16 protein-coding genes, 1 pseudogene and 1 riboswitch are annotated in these 16,637 nt (G+C 72.2%); of the genes and pseudogenes, 3 read left to right on the top strand and 14 right to left on the bottom strand.

All coding sequences use genetic code 11. The annotated features are described in order from the left end of the window. Positions 1-21: 21 nt before the first annotated feature. The 6 genes and pseudogenes from ribB to ABIC61_RS01440 form a co-directional block, all read right to left on the bottom strand. A pseudogene (gene ribB / locus ABIC61_RS01465) lies at positions 22-645 on the bottom strand (3,4-dihydroxy-2-butanone-4-phosphate synthase); the annotation flags it as partial. Continuing rightward, entirely contained in the window at positions 646-1,275 is a 630-nt protein-coding gene (locus ABIC61_RS01460; protein ID WP_144751924.1) for a riboflavin synthase, read from the bottom strand. It abuts the pseudogene before it with no gap. A gap of 91 nt (positions 1,276-1,366) precedes the next feature. Next, positions 1,367-1,501, bottom strand: a riboswitch (FMN riboswitch). Positions 1,502-1,673: 172 nt separating this feature from the next. Next, a complete protein-coding gene (locus ABIC61_RS01455; protein WP_354028538.1) occupies positions 1,674-4,040 on the bottom strand; it encodes a bifunctional lysylphosphatidylglycerol flippase/synthetase MprF in 2,367 nt (788 codons plus the stop codon). Between the two features lie 41 nt (positions 4,041-4,081). Continuing rightward, complete coding sequence (locus tag ABIC61_RS01450) at positions 4,082-5,422, bottom strand: alpha/beta hydrolase (protein ID WP_354028537.1); 1,341 nt, start codon at positions 5,420-5,422, stop codon at positions 4,082-4,084. Between the two features lie 162 nt (positions 5,423-5,584). Continuing rightward, the gene (locus ABIC61_RS01445; RefSeq protein WP_354028536.1) at positions 5,585-7,423 is read right to left on the bottom strand and encodes a beta strand repeat-containing protein; all 1,839 of its coding nucleotides are present in this window, start codon (positions 7,421-7,423) and stop codon (positions 5,585-5,587) included. An 86-nt stretch (positions 7,424-7,509) separates the two neighbouring features. After that, positions 7,510-8,808, bottom strand: coding sequence for a hypothetical protein (locus ABIC61_RS01440; protein WP_354028535.1), 1,299 nt, complete (start codon positions 8,806-8,808; stop codon positions 7,510-7,512). A 111-nt stretch (positions 8,809-8,919) separates the two neighbouring features. Here ABIC61_RS01440 and ABIC61_RS01435 point away from each other — a divergent pair, with 111 nt between their 5' ends. Next, entirely contained in the window at positions 8,920-9,351 is a 432-nt protein-coding gene (locus tag ABIC61_RS01435; protein ID WP_354028534.1) for a GNAT family N-acetyltransferase, read from the top strand. Positions 9,352-9,368: 17 nt separating this feature from the next. On the opposite strand, the gene ABIC61_RS01430 is transcribed toward ABIC61_RS01435, so the two are convergent. Then, a complete protein-coding gene (locus ABIC61_RS01430) occupies positions 9,369-9,896 on the bottom strand; it encodes an Lrp/AsnC family transcriptional regulator (protein ID WP_079236647.1) in 528 nt (175 codons plus the stop codon). 253 nt (positions 9,897-10,149) lie between these two features. Between ABIC61_RS01430 and ABIC61_RS01425 the strand changes: the two genes are divergently transcribed. Continuing rightward, positions 10,150-10,563 carry a phage holin family protein gene (locus ABIC61_RS01425; RefSeq protein ID WP_144751903.1) on the top strand — a complete coding sequence of 138 codons (414 nt, stop codon included), beginning with the start codon at positions 10,150-10,152 and terminating at the stop codon, positions 10,561-10,563. A 13-nt stretch (positions 10,564-10,576) separates the two neighbouring features. On the opposite strand, the gene ABIC61_RS01420 is transcribed toward ABIC61_RS01425, so the two are convergent. Continuing rightward, complete coding sequence (locus tag ABIC61_RS01420) at positions 10,577-11,083, bottom strand: hypothetical protein (protein WP_354028533.1); 507 nt, start codon at positions 11,081-11,083, stop codon at positions 10,577-10,579. Positions 11,084-11,120: 37 nt separating this feature from the next. Then, positions 11,121-11,510, bottom strand: a complete 390-nt coding sequence (locus ABIC61_RS01415) for a DUF5997 family protein (protein WP_354028532.1) — start codon at positions 11,508-11,510, stop codon at positions 11,121-11,123. A gap of 33 nt (positions 11,511-11,543) precedes the next feature. On the opposite strand from ABIC61_RS01415, the gene ABIC61_RS01410 reads away from it, so the two are divergent. Beyond that, positions 11,544-12,302: a LysR family transcriptional regulator substrate-binding protein gene (locus ABIC61_RS01410; protein WP_354028531.1), complete on the top strand. Its 759-nt coding sequence runs from the start codon at positions 11,544-11,546 to the stop codon at positions 12,300-12,302. Positions 12,303-12,321: 19 nt separating this feature from the next. Here ABIC61_RS01410 and ABIC61_RS01405 read toward each other — a convergent pair whose 3' ends face one another. The 5 genes from ABIC61_RS01405 to ABIC61_RS01385 form a co-directional block, all read right to left on the bottom strand. Next, positions 12,322-13,125 (bottom strand): DJ-1/PfpI family protein, encoded by an 804-nt coding sequence (locus ABIC61_RS01405; protein ID WP_354028530.1) that lies wholly within the window; start codon positions 13,123-13,125, stop codon positions 12,322-12,324. 38 nt (positions 13,126-13,163) lie between these two features. Beyond that, positions 13,164-13,778 (bottom strand): DNA-3-methyladenine glycosylase I, encoded by a 615-nt coding sequence (locus tag ABIC61_RS01400; RefSeq protein ID WP_354028529.1) that lies wholly within the window; start codon positions 13,776-13,778, stop codon positions 13,164-13,166. A 48-nt stretch (positions 13,779-13,826) separates the two neighbouring features. After that, on the bottom strand, positions 13,827-14,243 hold the full coding sequence (locus ABIC61_RS01395) for a VOC family protein (protein WP_354028528.1): 417 nt from the start codon (positions 14,241-14,243) through the stop codon (positions 13,827-13,829). A 262-nt stretch (positions 14,244-14,505) separates the two neighbouring features. Then, positions 14,506-14,835: a hypothetical protein gene (locus ABIC61_RS01390; protein WP_222121951.1), complete on the bottom strand. Its 330-nt coding sequence runs from the start codon at positions 14,833-14,835 to the stop codon at positions 14,506-14,508. A 19-nt stretch (positions 14,836-14,854) separates the two neighbouring features. Continuing rightward, positions 14,855-16,525, bottom strand: a complete 1,671-nt coding sequence (locus tag ABIC61_RS01385) for a sodium:solute symporter family protein (protein WP_354028527.1) — start codon at positions 16,523-16,525, stop codon at positions 14,855-14,857. Positions 16,526-16,637: the final 112 nt, after the last annotated feature.

Raw genomic sequence — 16,637 nt, 5'->3', positions numbered from 1 at the left:
TCCCTCCGTGGACAGGACTTCCGCCGCTGCCCGGTCTGCCGCGTCGAGCCACTCGACGAGTGCGGCGATGGTGATGACGGGCACGCCTTCTCGGTGCCCGAGTTCGACGAGCCGCGGCAGGCGCATCATGCTGCCGTCCTCGTCGACGATCTCGCAGATCGCCGCCGCGGGACGCAGCCCGGCGGCGGTGACCAGATCGATCGCTGCTTCGGTGTGGCCCGCACGTTCGCGGACTCCGCCCGGCCGTGCGCGCAGGGGCACGACGTGGCCGGGGCGGTGCAGGTCGTCGCGCACGGAGGCCGGGTCGGCGAGGACCCGCAGCGTCCGGGCGCGGTCGTGCGCGCTGATCCCGGTGGTCACCCCGACGGCCGCATCGACGGTCACCGTGTAGGCGGTGCCGCGGACGTCCTCGTTGTGCTGCACCATCGGCGGCAGGTCGAGCGCGTCCGCGATCTCGACGCTCACCGGTGCGCAGATGAACCCGGACGAGTGCGCGACCGTCCAGGCGATCCACTCGGGGGTCGCGAGTTCGGCGGACAGGATGACGTCGCCCTCGTTCTCGCGGTGTTCGTCGTCCGCGACGATGACGGGACGACCGACCGCGATCGCGGCGAGGGCGTCCTCGATGCTCGACAGCGCGTCCATCTAGACCGCCTCGGCGACCCGGTCGAGCCGCAGCATCCGTCGGACGTGCCGCGCCAGGACGTCGGTCTCGATGTTGACCCGGTCCCCCGGTACGCGGGCGCCGAGGGTCGTGGCCTCGAGGGTCTCCGGGATGAGGCTCACCTCGAACCAGGCGTCGTCGACCGGGGTGTCCTCGTCGGAGACGGCGCTCACCGTGAGCGAGACGCCGTCGATCGCGATCGAGCCCTTGTCGACGACGAGCGGGCTGAGCTCGGGCGCCAGCGAGAACCGCACGCGCCGCCAACCGTCACCGTCGTCGGTCTCGAGGACGGTGGCGGTGCCGTCGACGTGCCCCTGTACGATGTGGCCGCCGAGCCGGTCGCCCACGGAGGCCGCGCGCTCGAGGTTCAGGCGGTCGCCGACGGCGAGCGAACCGTGCGCGCTCATGTCGAGCGTCTGCTTCATGACGAAGGCCGTGAAGGTCTCCGGGGTCTGCTCGACGACGGTCAGGCAGACGCCCGAGGTGGCGATGGAGTCGCCGTGCCGCGCGTCCGCCACGACGAGCGGGCCGCGGACGGTGAGCGCGACGGAGTCGCCGTGCTGCTCGACGGCGGTGACGGTGCCGAGTTCCTCGATGATGCCGGTGAACACTGGTGTCCTCTCAACGGGACTCCGGGGGCGTTCGACGATCGTCGGCATCGACGGACGGGTCGCACCCACGGTTCGTGGGACGTCTCGTCCGCCAGCGCGCCTCCCATCCGGACTCTCACCGTCGGTCCCGGAGTTCCGCCGGGTCAACCTCTGTCGGGTTCGCACCCGTCATCAGTTCGTGGACTGTCACCACCGGTTCGGAATTACACCGACCCCGGAGCGCTTGCGTACCCGGAACGATACCCCACACGGATGACGAGGACACCGCACCGGTCGTGCGGACGTAACGGGGCGTCGTGGGGGCGCGCTGCGCCGGACGGGAGGCACGGGGCGGGCCCGCACCGTGCCTCCCGTCCGCCGTGTGGTCCCGTGGGCCGCGGGGCGGACGCGTGGTCCGCTCAGCCGCGACCGCGCGCCAGCGCGACGGCCTGCCGGAGCGACAGGTCGGGCAGGTAGGCGCGGACGACCGCGATCCCGATCGCCGGCAGCGCGACCGGGTCCGGGTACGCGAGCACCAGCGGGTGCAGGTCCGGCCCGAACTTCAGCTTGAACCGCAGGAGCGACCGGAACCCGTACACCGGCTCGAGCACGCCGCCGACGAGGCCCAGCAGGTCCTGCACACCCTCGTTCGCCGGTGAGCGCTCGGAGGCTTGGGCGAGCGGCGCGGCGGACAGGCTGAGCCGTTCGACCCCGTCCTCGCGCATCTGGTCGGCCGCACTGGCGACGAGGAACTCCATGACCCCGTTCGGCGCAGCGCCGGTCCGGCGCATGACGTCGAGCGTCCAGCCGACGACCCGCCCCTCCCGGTGGCTCGGCAACCAGCTCGTGACCGCGAGCACCGTGCCGTCGGGGTCCTGCGCGACGAGGGTCCGGACGGCCGGGTCCCGCATCTCGTCGACGCCGCCGAGCGTGAACCCCATCTCGGGCAGCTCGCGCTCGGCGACCCACTCCTCGGAGATCGCCTCGATCTGCCGCGCGGTCGACGACGGCAGGTCCTGCCAGCTCGACCACGTCGCGGTGAGGCCCTCGCGCTTCGCCTTGTTGACCGAGGTCCGGACGTCCTGCTTCTTCTTGCCGCTCGTCGTCCAGGTGCGGGGGTCGAGGTCGGCGTCCTCCGCGACCGGCAGCGTTCCCCAGCCCTGCGCGGTGAGTGTGCCGGCGGCATCCGTGCCGATGCCGTAGAAGACGGCCGTCCACCCGTTGTCGTCGCACCACCGGGCGAACGCGGTCATCGCCTCCTGACGGGCGTCGGGCCAGCCGAACGGGCCGCCGACCGTGACCGCGACGCGGCCGTTGCGGCGGAACGCGACGCCGGTCCGGCCGTCGGCGGCGAACCAGTAGGCGTTGCCGTGCCAGGTCGTCATCCAGCCGAACGCGTCGCCGCCACCGGCTTCGAGGAGGGCTCGGGCACGCTCCCGGTCCCGGCGCGTGCCGTCCGCGTCGGCGTCCGGTTCCACGGCGCCGGTCGGGCGGACGGCCGCGAAGGCGATGACGAACCAGAGCACCGGGCCGGCGAGTCCGATCACGACACGGAGCATCGGGTGCAGCGACGGGAGCCGGTCCCAGAACGTCACCGGGGCGATCGGTCCGAGTGCCGCGACGGCCAGGCGGAGCGGGTCCTCGACGTGCTGGGGCGACGACGCCGCGGTCACGAGGACGACGGCGACGATGGTCCCTGCCGCAGCCGCCACGGTCACCGCGAATGCCACGACACGGCGGCGGGAGGGCAGCACCGTGAAGGACCGCCGGAGCAGCACGAGGACGACGGCGGTCGCGAGCGGGACGACGATCGACGCGGCGATCGACACCCCGACGATGAACTGGTCCTCGCTCCCGTGCAGTCGCTCGACCTTCCCGGGGACCGCCCCGTACGTGACGGCCGCGGCGAGCGCCGTCACCACGTCGACGACGACCACGAGCCACACGGCGAAGCGGCTGCCGCGGAACAGCCCGAGTCCCGCGACGACGAGGACCAGCAGCGGTGCCGCGGCGAGGACCAGGCTCCAGGGGTCGGTCGCGCGGTACGCGAGGAGGGAGCGGAGGCACTCCCCCGCGACCCCGTCCGCCCGGCAGCCCCGCACGGGTGTGACCGGTCCGGCGCCGACCACGGCCGCGAGCGGGGCGAGGATGCCGACCCGGGCGCGGGAGACGAGCGCGATGACCGGTCCGACCGCCGACACGAGGACGACGGTGCCGAGCAGCACCCGGGTCTCGCGGTGGGAGCTCCTGGCCCAACCGTTCCGCTTCGGCGTCCGGCGCAGGAGCTCACCGAGGACCCAGCCCGCGCCGGCGGCGAGGACCGCGTAGAGGTCCGAGGCGTGTCCCGCGTAGAGCAGGAGCGCCGCGACCACGGCCAGCGCGTTCACCCGGATGCGGCGGCGCCAGAGCGGGCCGGCGAACGCGCTCGCGGTGACGATGGTCCCGACGATCGCGGTCCACGGGTCGAAGCTCGTCGCCCGCCCGAGCAGCAGGGGCCCGACGTCGCGGCCGTCCGTGTCGACGAAGGCGCTCAGCGCACCGACCCCGGTCCCGACCACCGTCGTCACGACGAACGCGAGCGCCGTCCGCCACGACCCCATCAGGCGTTCGGCGGCGCCGACCAGGACCACGACCCCGGCGAGCGTCAGCAGGAGCGCCAGCACCCCGGTCGAGACCGCGAAGACCCGGAACGGCCCGTACGAGACCGGCCCACCGCCGTGCAGGATCCGGAGGACCACGGCGGTGGCCGACGTGGCGAGCACGAGGAGGACGATCGTCGTCGTCACGGGGTTCCGGTGGACCGCCTGCCAGGCGCGGCGGACGGGCGTCACAGCGCACCCGGCATCGCGGGGAGCCCGAGGTGTGCGATGACCGTCGGCAGGCCGTGCGCGAGCACGTACCGCACCGTGTTCCAGTCGTGCGCGGACCCCGGCGACACCACGAGCGAGGTCTGCATGCCCTCCCGCTCGGCGACCGTCCGCAGCGCTGCGGTCGAGGCCCGGTACGGCGCGTCGTCCTGCCCGACCCCGAAGACGGTCAGGTGGTCCCGGTACGGGCCGTGCGCCGCCATGATCGCGCTCGGCGCAGCCGCCCGGTACGCGGCGACCGATCCGCCGAAGCCCTCGGCGATGGTGTTCTGGATGCTGCCGGTGCGCGGCGCGAGTTCGCTCGAGATCGCCAGCGCGGAGCCGAACACGTCGGGGTGGGCGGTCGAGAACTGCATCGCGCAGGTCGCCCCCTCGGAGAACCCGACGATCCCCCACGCGCTCGGGGCCGCCGCCACGGGCAGGTGCGCTCGGATCCAGTCGACGGTGTCGGTCATGACGTAGGTCGCGCTCTTGCCGAGGCGCCGGGAGTCGACGCACATCGGGTTGTGCGCGGGGGCGCCGAGCTGGTCCGGCGCGACGACGATCGGCGCGAGTCCGTGGTGCGCGTCGGCATACCGGTCAAGGTACCGGCCGAGGTCGCCGGTCTGGAACAGGTCGGACGGCTCTCCGGGCTGCCCGGACAGCGCGACGAGCACCGGCAGCGTGGGCGGGTGGGCGGTCCGCGCGGCCGGCGGCAGCCAGACCACGGCCTTGCGCGCCCGGAAGTGCGACACGGTCCCGGGGATCCGGACACTGAACGCCTCGCCGTCGCGGGGCATCCCCGCCGGAGCCCGCCACCCCGCGGCGTCGACCACCTGGTGGGGCTTCGTGGCGTCCGGCCGTGCGCTCAGCGACCGGGTCGAGTACGGGTTCGTCGCGACCGCCTGCTCGACGTCCTTGTAGAACCCGAAGTCCACGTTCACCCCGAGTCCGGCGGAGAGCGCGACGACCGCGGCTGCACCGACGGCGACGACGCGAAGGGTCCAGCCGCCCTGCACGAGGACCACGACCAGCATCGCGGCCGCGGCGAACGCGAACGCGATCCACATCCGGGTCACGGGGGTGAAGGACACCCCGAAGAGGTCGAGCACGTCGCCGGTCCACCACACGGCGACGAGGCCGATCCCCGCTCCGACCACCAACGACGCCGTCCGGACGAGCACCGCTCGGACCGGGTGCTCGCGCGTCCGACGGAGCACTGGCGCGACCACGACGAACGCGGTCAGCAGGGCAGCGGCGACGTCGATCGGGACGAGCACGTCGAGGCCGGTGATGGGGATGCGCAGGAGGTCGTGGAGCACGGTCTCATCGTGGCGTCGACTGGCTCCCGGAGGGCCTCGGAGCCGCTTCCACTGTGCTCAGGTTCGACATCGACGCTTCCCAGTTGTGGGTCAGCGACCTCCCAGCATCAGGCACGGGGACGAGGGGCACCGCACGGCGGTGCCCCTCGTGACCGGGTTCCGTCAGTGCCGCTTGCGCAGCACCAAGGTCCCCGCTCCGGCCAGCAGCAGGAGCAGTGCGATGCCCGCGGGCACGACCGGCGAGGTCGCTCCCGTGTAGGCGAGGGCGGGCTGGGTGCCCGAGGCGCCGACCGTGCGGGCGACGGTCTGTGCGACCGTCGAGACGCCGGTGGCCGTCGGGAGCACGGTCCCCGTCCTGGAGGCACCGGTCGCCGCCGACACGTCGGCCGCGGTCACCGGGGTGGTCACCGTTCCGGGCGTGCTGCCGTCGCCGACGCCGGTCCCGTCACCGGGGTCCGTACCGCCGCCGGGCGTGGTGCCGTCACCGGGGTCCGTGCCGTCACCGGGGTCGGTGCCGTCGCCCGGGTCGGTGCCGCCACCGGGGTTCGTGCCGGTTCCCGGGGTGGTGCTGGTGCCGTCACCGACGATGCCGATCCCGTTGCCGCCGATGGTGATCGGGAGGCTGATCACCGGGGTCAGCTGGGTCCCGGAGAGGAGGCCGCCGTCACCGGAGGTCGACCCACCGGCGACCGGCGTCGTGCCCGTGGAACCCGTCGACGGGGTCGTCGGCGTCGTCGAGCCGGTGCTCGTGCCGTCACCGACCAGGCCGATGCCGTTCCCGCCGATCGTCACCGGCAGCGAGACCACCGGGGACACTTGCGAACCCGAGGCGATCCCGTCCGAACCGGAGGTCGATCCTCCGGCGGCCGGGGCCGTGCCCGTCGAACCCGTCGCCGGGGTCGTCGAACCGGCGCTCGTGCCGTCACCGACCAGGCCGATGCCGTTGCCCGACACCGTGATCGGGACCGAGATGACCGGCGCGACCTGGGTGCCCGACGCGGTGCCGTCCGAGCCGGAGGTCGACCCACCGGCGACCGGCGTCGTGCCTGCCGAACCCGTGGCCGGGGTCGCCGGGGTCGTCGAACCGGCGCTCGTGCCGTCACCGAGGAGCCCGATGCCGTTCCCGCCGATCGTCACCGGCAGCGAGACCACCGGGGACACCTGCGAACCCGAGGCGATCCCGTCCGACCCCGAGGTCGAACCACCCGCAGCCGGGACCGTGCCCGTCGAACCCGTCGAACCCGTCGCCGGGGTCGTCGACCCCGCCGAGGCGCCCTCACCGAGGACACCGATGCCGTTGCCCGACACCGTGATCGGGACCGAGACGACCGGAGCCACCTGGGTGCCCGACGCCGTCCCGTCGGAGCCCGACGTCGTCGGAGCCGACGACGCTGCCGGAGCAGCCGGGGTCGTGGCGGGGACAGCCGGCGTCGACGCCGAGGTGGCGTCTCCCCCGACCGCGATCGCGTTGCCGGCGGCTGTCACCGGGGCGGTGACGGCACCGGCGACCTGGGTGCCCGACGCGATGCCGTCCGAACCGGACGTGGCCGGCGCAGCAGCCGGTGCCGGAGCAGGGGCTGCGGGGGCCGGAGCGGCAGCGGGGGCCGGAGCCGGAGCCGCGGCAGCAGCGTCGCCACCGACGGCGACCGCGTTGCCGGAGACGTGCACGGGGGCCGTGACCTCCGGGACGACCTGGGTCCCGGACGCGACGCCGTCAGCACCCGAGGTGGACGGAGCCGCGGCGGGTGCAGCGGGTGCTGCCGGGGCCGCCGGAGTGGACGCCGGCGTGCTGCCCGTGACCGAGGACACCGCGTGCCCGAGGACTCCGAGTGCGTTGCCGGTCGCGGACACCGGGGCTTCGATGGACGGTGCCACCTGGGTGCCCGAGGCGGTGCCGTCCGCGCCGGAGGTCGTCGCTGCGTTCGCCGCAGCAGCACCCCCGAGCGTCAGCCCGCCGACGAAGAGGGCGAACCAGAGCCCTCTGGAGACGTACTTGTTCATGATCGTTGCTCCCTGATCGAGATGTGAGGCCGACCGCGGTGGCGGCCGGTGGTGCGTGCCTGCCGTGTCGGACAGGCGCACCGATCTCAGTCAGGAGCGACGTCGTGCTCGCCGACGGCCGACGCGGGGACGGCGTCGTCGGAGAGGGTGCCGCGTGACCCCGCGGCGAGGGAGATCTGACCGCCGGTGGAACCGACGATGCCGACGGCGGCTGCGGCACCCGCCGAACCCGCGGCGCTGCCGCCGAGGACCCCGGGACCGCTCCCGTCGAACGGGCCGTCACCGTGGCCGGTGCCGTGCCCCTCGGGAACGAGGAGCGCGCGGCCGCCGTACGTGACGTCCTGCGTGGCCTGCGCGGCACCGGCGATGACCGTGGCCCGCACCGCGGGCGCCGAGGCGGTCCGAGCGGAGTCGGACCGCTGCGCCGCTGCGGGCGTCACCTCCGCAGCCGTGGCTGCGACGCGCACACCGGTGGCCGACGTCGTCGACCCGGACGGCGTGGTGGAGCTGCCGCCAACCGGGCCGGAGGGGGCGCCGGGGAGGGGATCCGTGCCTCCAGGCAGGGTTCCGCCGATCACCGGGGGCAGGCCGTCCACCACGCCGGGGAGGGAACCGACCGTCGTCCCGACATCGCCGAGGGTGTCGTCGACGAGCCCGGTGACCGGGCGGGTGACCGTTCCGAGCGTGTCGTCGCCGAGGACGGTGCCGACGATCGGCAGGCTGCCGACGACCTGGTCGAGCGTGTGGACGACGGTGGTCACGGGGCGCGCGTCGGTGAGCGACTGCACGGTGCCGGTGACGGGCCGCAGCACGGTCACGACCGTGTCGGTGAGCGGCCTGGAGGCGCTGCTCGCCTCCGTCGGTTCGGCCGTCGTCGCGGGGGTGGTCGGTGTCGTTGTGGTCGGCGCTGGCGCGCTCGGAGTGGTGGGTGCCGGAGCGGCCGCGGGAGCGGTGCTCGACGGCGCCGGAGCCGGTGCCGCCGGAACCGCCGGCGCTGCTTGCACAGGCGCTGCCGGGGCGGGCGCTGCGGCGACCGGCGCGGGTGCGGGTGCGGCAGGTGCCGCCGGAGCTGGAACTGGAGCGGGTGCTGCCGGGGCGGGTGCTGCCGGAGTGACCGCCGTCCGGACCGGTGCGACGACGTCTTGCACGACGTGTCCGACCCCGCCGGTGACGCCGTGGACGGTGTCGCCGAGGCCCTGGACCAGGCCACCGACCAGCCCACGCTGCTGCGGCTGCTGGGTCTGGGGTGCGGTCGCGGGCGTCGCGGCGGAGGCCGGGCGGGCTCCGAGGACGAGTGTGAGCAGCACGAGGGCAGCGGCGATCCCGACACCGAGGACGGCGTACCGGACGATCGCGCGCCAGGGTGCGCGCAACGGCTGGTCCATGCGCTCACCTCCTGATCTCGGCTGCGCACGTAGAGTGGTTGATCGGCACAGTACGCCGCTCCGCTCCGGAACGCACCCTGTTTCGGAAGAAATCGTCAGGAAAGGCCGGTCTTGGTCTCGATCTTCAACGCTCCGACCCGCAACCTCGACATCGTGACGCTGCACGAGATCCTGCGCCTCCGGCAGGACGTCTTCGTCGTCGAGCAGGGGGCCGCGTACCCCGACATCGACGGTCGCGACCTCGAGCCGGGCACGCTGCAGTTCTGGGCGGGGCAGGGGTCCGTCGACGCCACGCTCCGACTCCTCCGCGAGCCGGACGGCACCGAGCGCATCGGACGCGTCGCCACCGCTGCCGCCTCCCGCGGGCAGGGGCTCGCGGCGCAGCTCATGGAAGCGGCGATCGCCGAGGCCCGCTCCTCGCGGATCGCGATCGACGCGCAGGCGCACCTCGAGCAGTGGTACGCCCGGTTCGGGTTCGTGCGCTCCGGCGAGGACTTCTCCGAGGACGGCATCCCGCACCTGCCGATGGCGCGGACACGCTGACCGTCAGGCGTTGATCGTCAGGCGCGCCAGCGGCGGAGTTCGTCGAACGACCGGCCCTGGTGCGCCCGGTCGGCGACGAGTCGCTCGAAGACGATGTTCGTCTGCGTCGTGGCCACCGACGGGTCCCCACTGAGCTCGTCGGCCACGAAGTCGCGGAGCTGTTCGGTGGACGTGCAGGCGATGTGCACCAGGAAGTCCTTGTCGCCGGCGAGGAACGACACGTCCTGCACGACGGGCACCCGGAGCAGGCGCTTCGCGAAGTCACGGAGCTCGTGCCGAGCCGCTGCGTGCACACGGACCGAGACCATCGCCTCGATCGCGAACCCGAGCCGAGCGACGTCCACCTCGGCACGGTAGCCGCGGATGATCCCGGCGTCCTCGAGGGCGCGGACCCGTGTCAGGCAGGTCGACGGTGCGATGCCCACCGCCGCCGCCAGCCGGTTGTTCGGGATCCGGGCGTCGGCGGCCAGGGTCCAGAGGATCCGCTCGTCGACCTCGTCGAGGCGCGGAGCGGGGTCGGGGCGACGGACGGGACGATCGGACACGTCTCGACGCTACCGGGTCACTCCGCGGACCGCCCTGGACGAGGCGGCGTCCTGACGCCCTGGTGGTGACCATCCCTGCCAGGCCCGGCCCGCGTCGACGACGCGAGCCGGGCCTCCAGGCAGTTGCGCCCGCAGCGCCCGACCCGCGCCGACCTGCGAGGTGCCCGAGCATGCACGCAGACGACGTGACGATCCTCGGAGTCGCAGCGTCCCACCGACGGACGCGGAGCACCGCGCCCGGACAGGAGACCCCATGAGCACCACCGACCACGACGAGACCTCGACCGGCAAGCCGTCCTTCCGCGACACCGTCACGGCGGGACTCGTGCAGAAGGCCCTCGAACCGGTGCTGCGTGCCGTCCGCGACGAGGTCGCCTCTGCGCGGCGGGAGATCTCCGAACGGGCGAACGGCGCGAAGACCGGCCTGGTGCTCGCCGGGATCGCGGTGGGCTTCGCCCTGACGACGCTCGTCCTGCTCGCCGGGCTCGTGGTCGCGCTGATCGCCCTCGCGCTGCCGGTCTGGGCCGCGGTGGGCATCACGTTCGTGGTGTTCGCGATCGTCACGGCGATCCTCGGTGTCGTCGGCCTCCGTGGCATCCGCCGTGGTGTCCCGCCGGTGCCGAAGGACACGATCCACGAGGCGAAGGAGCGCGTGACGAACCGCTGACGCGCGGCGCGGGCTACATCGCGAGCGTCATGCCGACCACGGCGACCGTCATCGCGAAGACCTCGCCGCTCCGGACCGCACGTCGGTCCTCACGTGCCCACTCGTACCGGAGCAGCCACCCGCTGAACGCCGAGTAGCCGATCACTCCGGCTCCCAGCACCGCGGTCAACGCGATCCCGTGGCCGGCGTGGCCGTCGGCGATGCCGGTCGCGTGGCCCATCAGGAGCATGCCCGCCATCACGACGGCGGAGAGCGCGCGGTGCACGTCCATCGGTTCGGCCCGGCGACCGTCCGCACGACGACGGCGCATCACCGGCAGCGGAGCGAGCAGGAGGAGCAGCGTCGCCGCGAGGAGCGTCCACACGACCCCTGCGTGCACGACGGGCATCAGCATCGCGACGAGCATCACGGCCGCGGGGACGATCACGCCCGGCCGCGGACGGTAGCGGTCACCGACGATGCAGCACACCGACGCGAACTGCGGCACGACGAGCATGGCGTCGGCGACGGTCTCGTGCACGGCGTGTCCTCGGGTGCGGCGGCTGGTGCGGGGTGGGTCAGTCCTCGGCGCGGGAAGCGGCCTTCGCGGCGCGCTCCTGCTTCACACGGGCGTTCTCCGCGTGCACCGCGGCCTGGGTCGCACGCTCGCGGACGAGCCACTCGGGCTTCTGCTCGAGCAGCGTCTTGATCTCGGTGGTCGTGAGCGGTTCGTCGATGCCCGCACGGGTCAGCCCCGAGATCGACACGCCGAGCTTCTGCGCCACGACGGGTCGCGGGTGCGGGCCGTCGCGACGGAGGTCCTCGAGCCAGGTCGGGGGTTCCGTGCGGAGTTCGTCGAACGCGGTCCGGCTGATCGGCGCGCTCTGGAAGGTCTCCGGGGCGGCCGCCAGCAGGATGCCGAGCTTCTTCGCGGCCGTCTCGGGCTTCATGGTCTGTTCCTGCGCCATACCCCCAAGGGTACGGCCCCTATGCTCGGTTGCATGACCGCGGCCCTCACCATCGCCTTCGTACCAGGGGTGTCCCCGGCGAAGTGGGCCCGCGTCTGGCGCGACCGCTTCCCCGAGATCGACCTCCGACTCCGCCCGATCGGCGCCGACGAGGTGGTCGACGCACTCGCCGGCGAGGCCGACATGGCCTTCGCCCGCGCCCCGTTCCCGGACGGGCACAACGCCATCCCGCTCTGGACCGAGACGGCGGTCGTCGCGGTCCCGAAGGACTCCCCGCTCGCCGACCTCGCCCAGATCGACCTCACCGAGGCCGACGTGCACGTCGTCGACGCCGGGCCCGTCCCGGCCGACGTCGATGCCGCTCTCGACCTCGTCGAGGCCAACGTCGGTGCCGTGGTCCTCCCCCAGTCGCTCTTCCGCGCGGCGAGTCGCAAGGACCTCGTCGCGCGCCCGCTCGTCGACGCGCCGGGCACCCGGATCGCGCTCGTCTGGCGCGATGAGGACGCCTCCGACACGACGGAGGAGTTCATCGGCGTGGTGCGCGGGCGGACCGCCAACAGTTCCAGGGGTGCTCAGGACCAGCCTGGAGGCACGGATCAGGCCGAGGACGCCGGCTCGCGTCCGTCGGGTGGCGGCAAGGCCACAGCCTCCAACAAGAAGACCGTCGCGAAGCGGGGTGCCACGAAGGGCACCGGTGCGAAGGGCGGCGGGGGCAAGAACTCCACCGGCCGCGGTCGGGTGCAGCGCGGGATGAAGGGCAAGCCGAAGCGCGGGTCGAAGGGCAACCGCTAGGTCTCGCGCCCGCGCAGCGTCAGTGCATCACGGCTGCTGCTGCTCGTGCGACCCGTTCGCCTCGGGCATCCTCGGCGGCCGCTCGGGCAGCGGTGACCACCCGGGTGTCGGCACGCACGGCGGACCCGGCGTCGAACGGCGGCTGCGGGTCGTACTCGATCTGCAACTGGATCGCCTCGGCCGCGGGCTGCCCGGCGAGCTCGGCCGCGAGCCACAGCGCCATGTCGATGCCCGCGCTGACCCCCGCCGCGGTCACGATCGCACCGTCGTCGACCACGCGGTCCTCGACGGGCTGCGCACCGAACGCCGCGAGCATGGGCTTCGACGCCCAGTGCGTCGTCGCCCGCTTCCCCGCCAGGAGGCCCGCGCCGCCGAGCACGAACGCCCCCGTGCAGACCGACGTCACCCACGTGGCCCGTTCAGCCTCGCGCCGGACGAAGCCGATCACCTCGGGGTCGAGCATGGCGTCGAACGCACCGTCGCCACCGGGCACCACGAGGACGTCGGCTGGACCGGCCTCGGCGATCGTCGTCGTCGGCACGAGCGCCAGACCGCAGTCGCTCGGCACCGGGTCGAGCGTCGCCGCGACGTACTCGACCCGCGCGCCGGGCACCCGGGACAGCACCTGCGCGGGACCCGTCAGGTCGAGCTGCGTGAGGTCCGGGAACAGCAGGAACGAGATCCGGACCTCGTCGGGATCGTGGTCGGGCGTGACCGCGTCGTCGCTCGGCTCGGGCACCGGGACCTCGGCGTCGACCGGCACCTCGACCACCTCGGCGTCGACCGGGTGGACGGGGCGGACGCGCGGGTTCTCGGAGCTCATGTCGCGACCCTAGCGCTGCGGAGTGACCCGCGTTCCGATCAGGACCAGACGCCGGAGGTCCCTCGGCGATGGCTGCCGACGAGGTGCGTGTCGACGATGCCGAGCGCCTCCATCAAGGCGTACATCGTGGTCGGCCCGACGAAGGCGAACCCGCGCTTCCGGAGCGCCTTCGACAGGGCCACGGACTCGTCGGACTTCGTCGGGACCTCGGCGTACGAGTGCGGCTCGGGCGTCGTCGCCGGCCGGAACGACCAGACGAAGTCGCTCAGCCCGCCGTCGTCACGCAGGGCGATCGTCGCGTTCGCGTTCGTGATCGTCGCGAGGACCTTCGCCCGGTTCCGGACGATGCCGGCGTCGGCCATCAGGCGTGCGACGTCGTCCTCGCCGAACTGCGCCACGGTGTCGGCGTCGAAGTCCGCGAAGGCAGCACGGAACGCCGGGCGCTTCGCGAGGATCGTCCGCCACGACAGACCGGACTGGAACGCCTCGAGCGAGAGCCGTTCGAACACGCCACGCTCATCACGCACGGGCATGCCCCACTCGGTGTCGTAGTAGCTCCGGAGCAGCTCGTCCGTCGACGCCCACACTGGTCGCGCGAGTCCGTCGTCACCGACCACGAGGTCCGACGGTGACGATGCGGGTTCAGTGCTCATGGCACCATCCTGGCGCGGGCCGCCGACAGCCGACGCCACGGCCCTCGGTCACTCGGCGGGCGGACCGTCCTGCGCCGCCTGCGGGTCCATCCACACGTACTCCCAGCGGTGCCCGTCCGGGTCGACGAAGCTCCGCTGGTACATGAACCCGAGGTCCATCTCCGGACGGTCCTCGGCGCCCCCGGACATCACCGCGGCGTCGACGATGCGGTGGACCTCGTCCTTCGACGGCGCACTGAGCGAGTTGATGACCTCGATCGTCCCCGCATCGGCGATGGTCTTGTCGGTGAACTCGGCGAACTTGGCGTACGTGAGGACCATGACGTAGATCGTGTCGCTCACCACGACGCACGCGGCGGTGTCGTCACTGAACGCCGGGTTGATCGAGTAGCCGAGTGCCTCGTAGAACGCCTTCGAGCGCTCGAGGTCGGCGACGGGCAGGTTGATGAAGACCATCGTGTCCATGGGGATGTTCCTTTCGTCGTGGTCAACCTGGCGCGACGGAGGGCCGAGCGCAACCGTTTCATCGGCGAAGCAAGTGGAACGCAATGTACTGGACGGATGCAGCGCACCTACGTCGACGATTCCGAACCGGACGTTCGCCGCCTCGACAACCGGCACCGCGCCTCCAGGCCGACCGCCGTGGAACGACGAAACCGCTGTCGCACGACAGCGGTTTCGTCGTTCCGGGTCGGCAGGAGCCCCTCGGCCCCGCCGACCACAGGCGTCAGGCGAGCTCGCGCCCCTCGCCGGCAGCCTTCTGGTGCGCTTCGGCCTCGGCCTGGCCGATGATGTCCTCCGCCGGGACGGGGTTCAGCCGGTCCCAGAGGAAGAAGAGCAGCCCGCCGACGAGCATCGACAGCCCGACCCACAGGTTGATGTGGATGCCGCCGGTCTTCTCCGGGTCGGTGTCCCAGTGGACGATGCCGACGATGGTCGTGATCACGCCGTACAGGACGAACAGACCACCGAGGATGCGACGCAGGTCGAGTCGGCGGGTGGAACGGACGAGGGCGGCCTTCTGCTCCTCGGTCATGGCGGTGTTGGTGTCGCTCATGGGAGATCTCCTTCGGTGATCAGAGGAACGGGAGGTAGAGGACGACGCACAGCACGAGTGCGACGGTGCCGAGCAGCGCGGGCGAGCGGTACCAGGCGGTGTCGGTCGCCACGGAGTCGCCGTGCAGGTCGATCTTGCCGATGCCGTAGACCAGGCCGCCGAGTTCCTTCTCGGCCTTCGGCTTGGTGAACATCGACACGACGAACCCGACGACGAGGACGGTGACGAACGAGATGATCGCGCCGTACAGGGTCTCGGCGGTCGCGGTGGCGAACAGCTTCGGGTTCACCAGGTAGGCGATCCAGGTGATCGTCGGCGTGACGATGCCGAGGATGTAGCCCCAGAGCGCTCCGGCGGTGGTCATCCGCTTCCAGAGCAGACCGAGGATGAACACGGCGAACAACGGCGCGTTGAAGAACGAGAACAGCGTCTGCATGTACGTCATGATGTTCGACGCCTGTGCGGCGATGAACGCGGTCGCGATGCCGACGAGCACGCCGACGACGGTCACCCAGCGACCGGTCTTCAGGTAGTGCACGTCGGGCATGTTCGGCTTGATGTAGCGCTGCCAGATGTCGTACGTGAAGACCGTGTTGAAGGACGATACGTTCGCCGCCATGCCGGCCATGAACGAGGCGAGCAGACCGGTGACCGCGACGCCGAGCACGCCGGTCGGCAGGTACATCTGGATGAGCTTCGGGATCGCGTCGTTGTAGTCCAGCGCACCGGAGGCGAACTGGTTGCCGACGACGGCCGCGGCGATCAGGCCGGGGATGACGACGATCGCGGGGATGAAGAGCTTCGGGATCGCGGCGATGAGCGGGGTGCGGCGGGCGGCGGACATGTTCTTCGCCGAGAACGCGCGCTGGACCTCGGTGAAGTTCGTCGTCCAGTAGCCGAAGCCGAGGACGAAGCCCAGGCCGAGCACGATGGCGAGCCAGTTCGCGCCGATCGGGTTGGTGACGTCACCGAAGCCGGTTCCGGCCCACGCCTGCAGGTGCTGCACGCCCTGGGTCTTCACGATGGCGGACGACAGGCCGTCCCAGCCGCCGACGCGGTGCAGACCGACGATCGTCAGCGGGATGAGCCCGGCGATGATCACGAAGAACTGCATGACCTCGTTGTAGATCGCGCTGCTCAGGCCGCCCAGGGTGATGTAGACGAGCACGAAGCCTGCGGAGACGATGATCGCGAGCCACTCGGGCCAGCCGAGCATGGCCTCGATGACGATCGCCATCGCGTACAGGTTGATGCCCGCGATGAGCACGTTCGACACCGCGAACGCGATCGAGTTCACCAGGTGCGGGGCCTTGCCGAACCGCCGCAGCATGAACTCGGGCACGGAGCGCACCTTCGAGCCGTAGTAGAAGGGCATCATCACGAGCCCGAGGAACACCATCGCCGGCACCGCGCCGACGAGGTAGTAGTGCAGGGTCGCCATGCCGATCTGGGCACCGTTGGCGGCCATGCCGAGGATCTCGGTCGCGCCGAGGTTCGCGGACACGAACGCCAGGCCCGTGATCCACGCGGGCATCGAGCGGCCCGAGAGGAAGAAGTCCATGCTCGTCCGGACCTGCTTCCGGGCGGTGAAACCGATCCCGATGACGACCGCGAAGTACACGATGATCATCAGGTAGTCGACCCAGCCCAGATCGAGCCGGATCCCGTTGTTCGCTGCAGCGAGAACCATTCAAACTCCACGTCAGTGTGTTGCGATCGACAACTCCGCCGACCCGGACGGGAACGTTACACCGATTTGTGACCGTTCACATAGCCGAGGTATGCATCACGCCCGCAAGGGC

Origin of the sequence: Curtobacterium sp. 1544, from assembly GCF_040544915.1 — a bacterium.
GTDB lineage: Bacteria > Actinomycetota > Actinomycetes > Actinomycetales > Microbacteriaceae > Curtobacterium > Curtobacterium pusillum_C.
Note: the sequence above shows the minus strand (reverse complement) of the source record. Positions and strands in the feature narration are given on the sequence as shown.

Excerpts from the sequence above, each read along its gene's own strand:
- ABIC61_RS01445 (WP_354028536.1), bottom strand. The coding sequence starts at position 7,423 with ATGAACAAGTACGTCTCCAGAGGGCTCTGGTTCGCCCTCTTCGTCGGC.
- ABIC61_RS01440 (WP_354028535.1), bottom strand. The coding sequence starts at position 8,808 with ATGGACCAGCCGTTGCGCGCACCCTGGCGCGCGATCGTCCGGTACGCC.
- ABIC61_RS01425 (WP_144751903.1), top strand. The coding sequence starts at position 10,150 with ATGAGCACCACCGACCACGACGAGACCTCGACCGGCAAGCCGTCCTTC.
- ABIC61_RS01415 (WP_354028532.1), bottom strand. The coding sequence starts at position 11,510 with ATGGCGCAGGAACAGACCATGAAGCCCGAGACGGCCGCGAAGAAGCTC.
- ABIC61_RS01410 (WP_354028531.1), top strand. The coding sequence starts at position 11,544 with ATGACCGCGGCCCTCACCATCGCCTTCGTACCAGGGGTGTCCCCGGCG.
- ABIC61_RS01405 (WP_354028530.1), bottom strand. The coding sequence starts at position 13,125 with ATGAGCTCCGAGAACCCGCGCGTCCGCCCCGTCCACCCGGTCGACGCC.
- ABIC61_RS01400 (WP_354028529.1), bottom strand. The coding sequence starts at position 13,778 with ATGAGCACTGAACCCGCATCGTCACCGTCGGACCTCGTGGTCGGTGAC.
- ABIC61_RS01395 (WP_354028528.1), bottom strand. The coding sequence starts at position 14,243 with ATGGACACGATGGTCTTCATCAACCTGCCCGTCGCCGACCTCGAGCGC.
- ABIC61_RS01390 (WP_222121951.1), bottom strand. The coding sequence starts at position 14,835 with ATGAGCGACACCAACACCGCCATGACCGAGGAGCAGAAGGCCGCCCTC.
- ABIC61_RS01385 (WP_354028527.1), bottom strand. The coding sequence starts at position 16,525 with ATGGTTCTCGCTGCAGCGAACAACGGGATCCGGCTCGATCTGGGCTGG.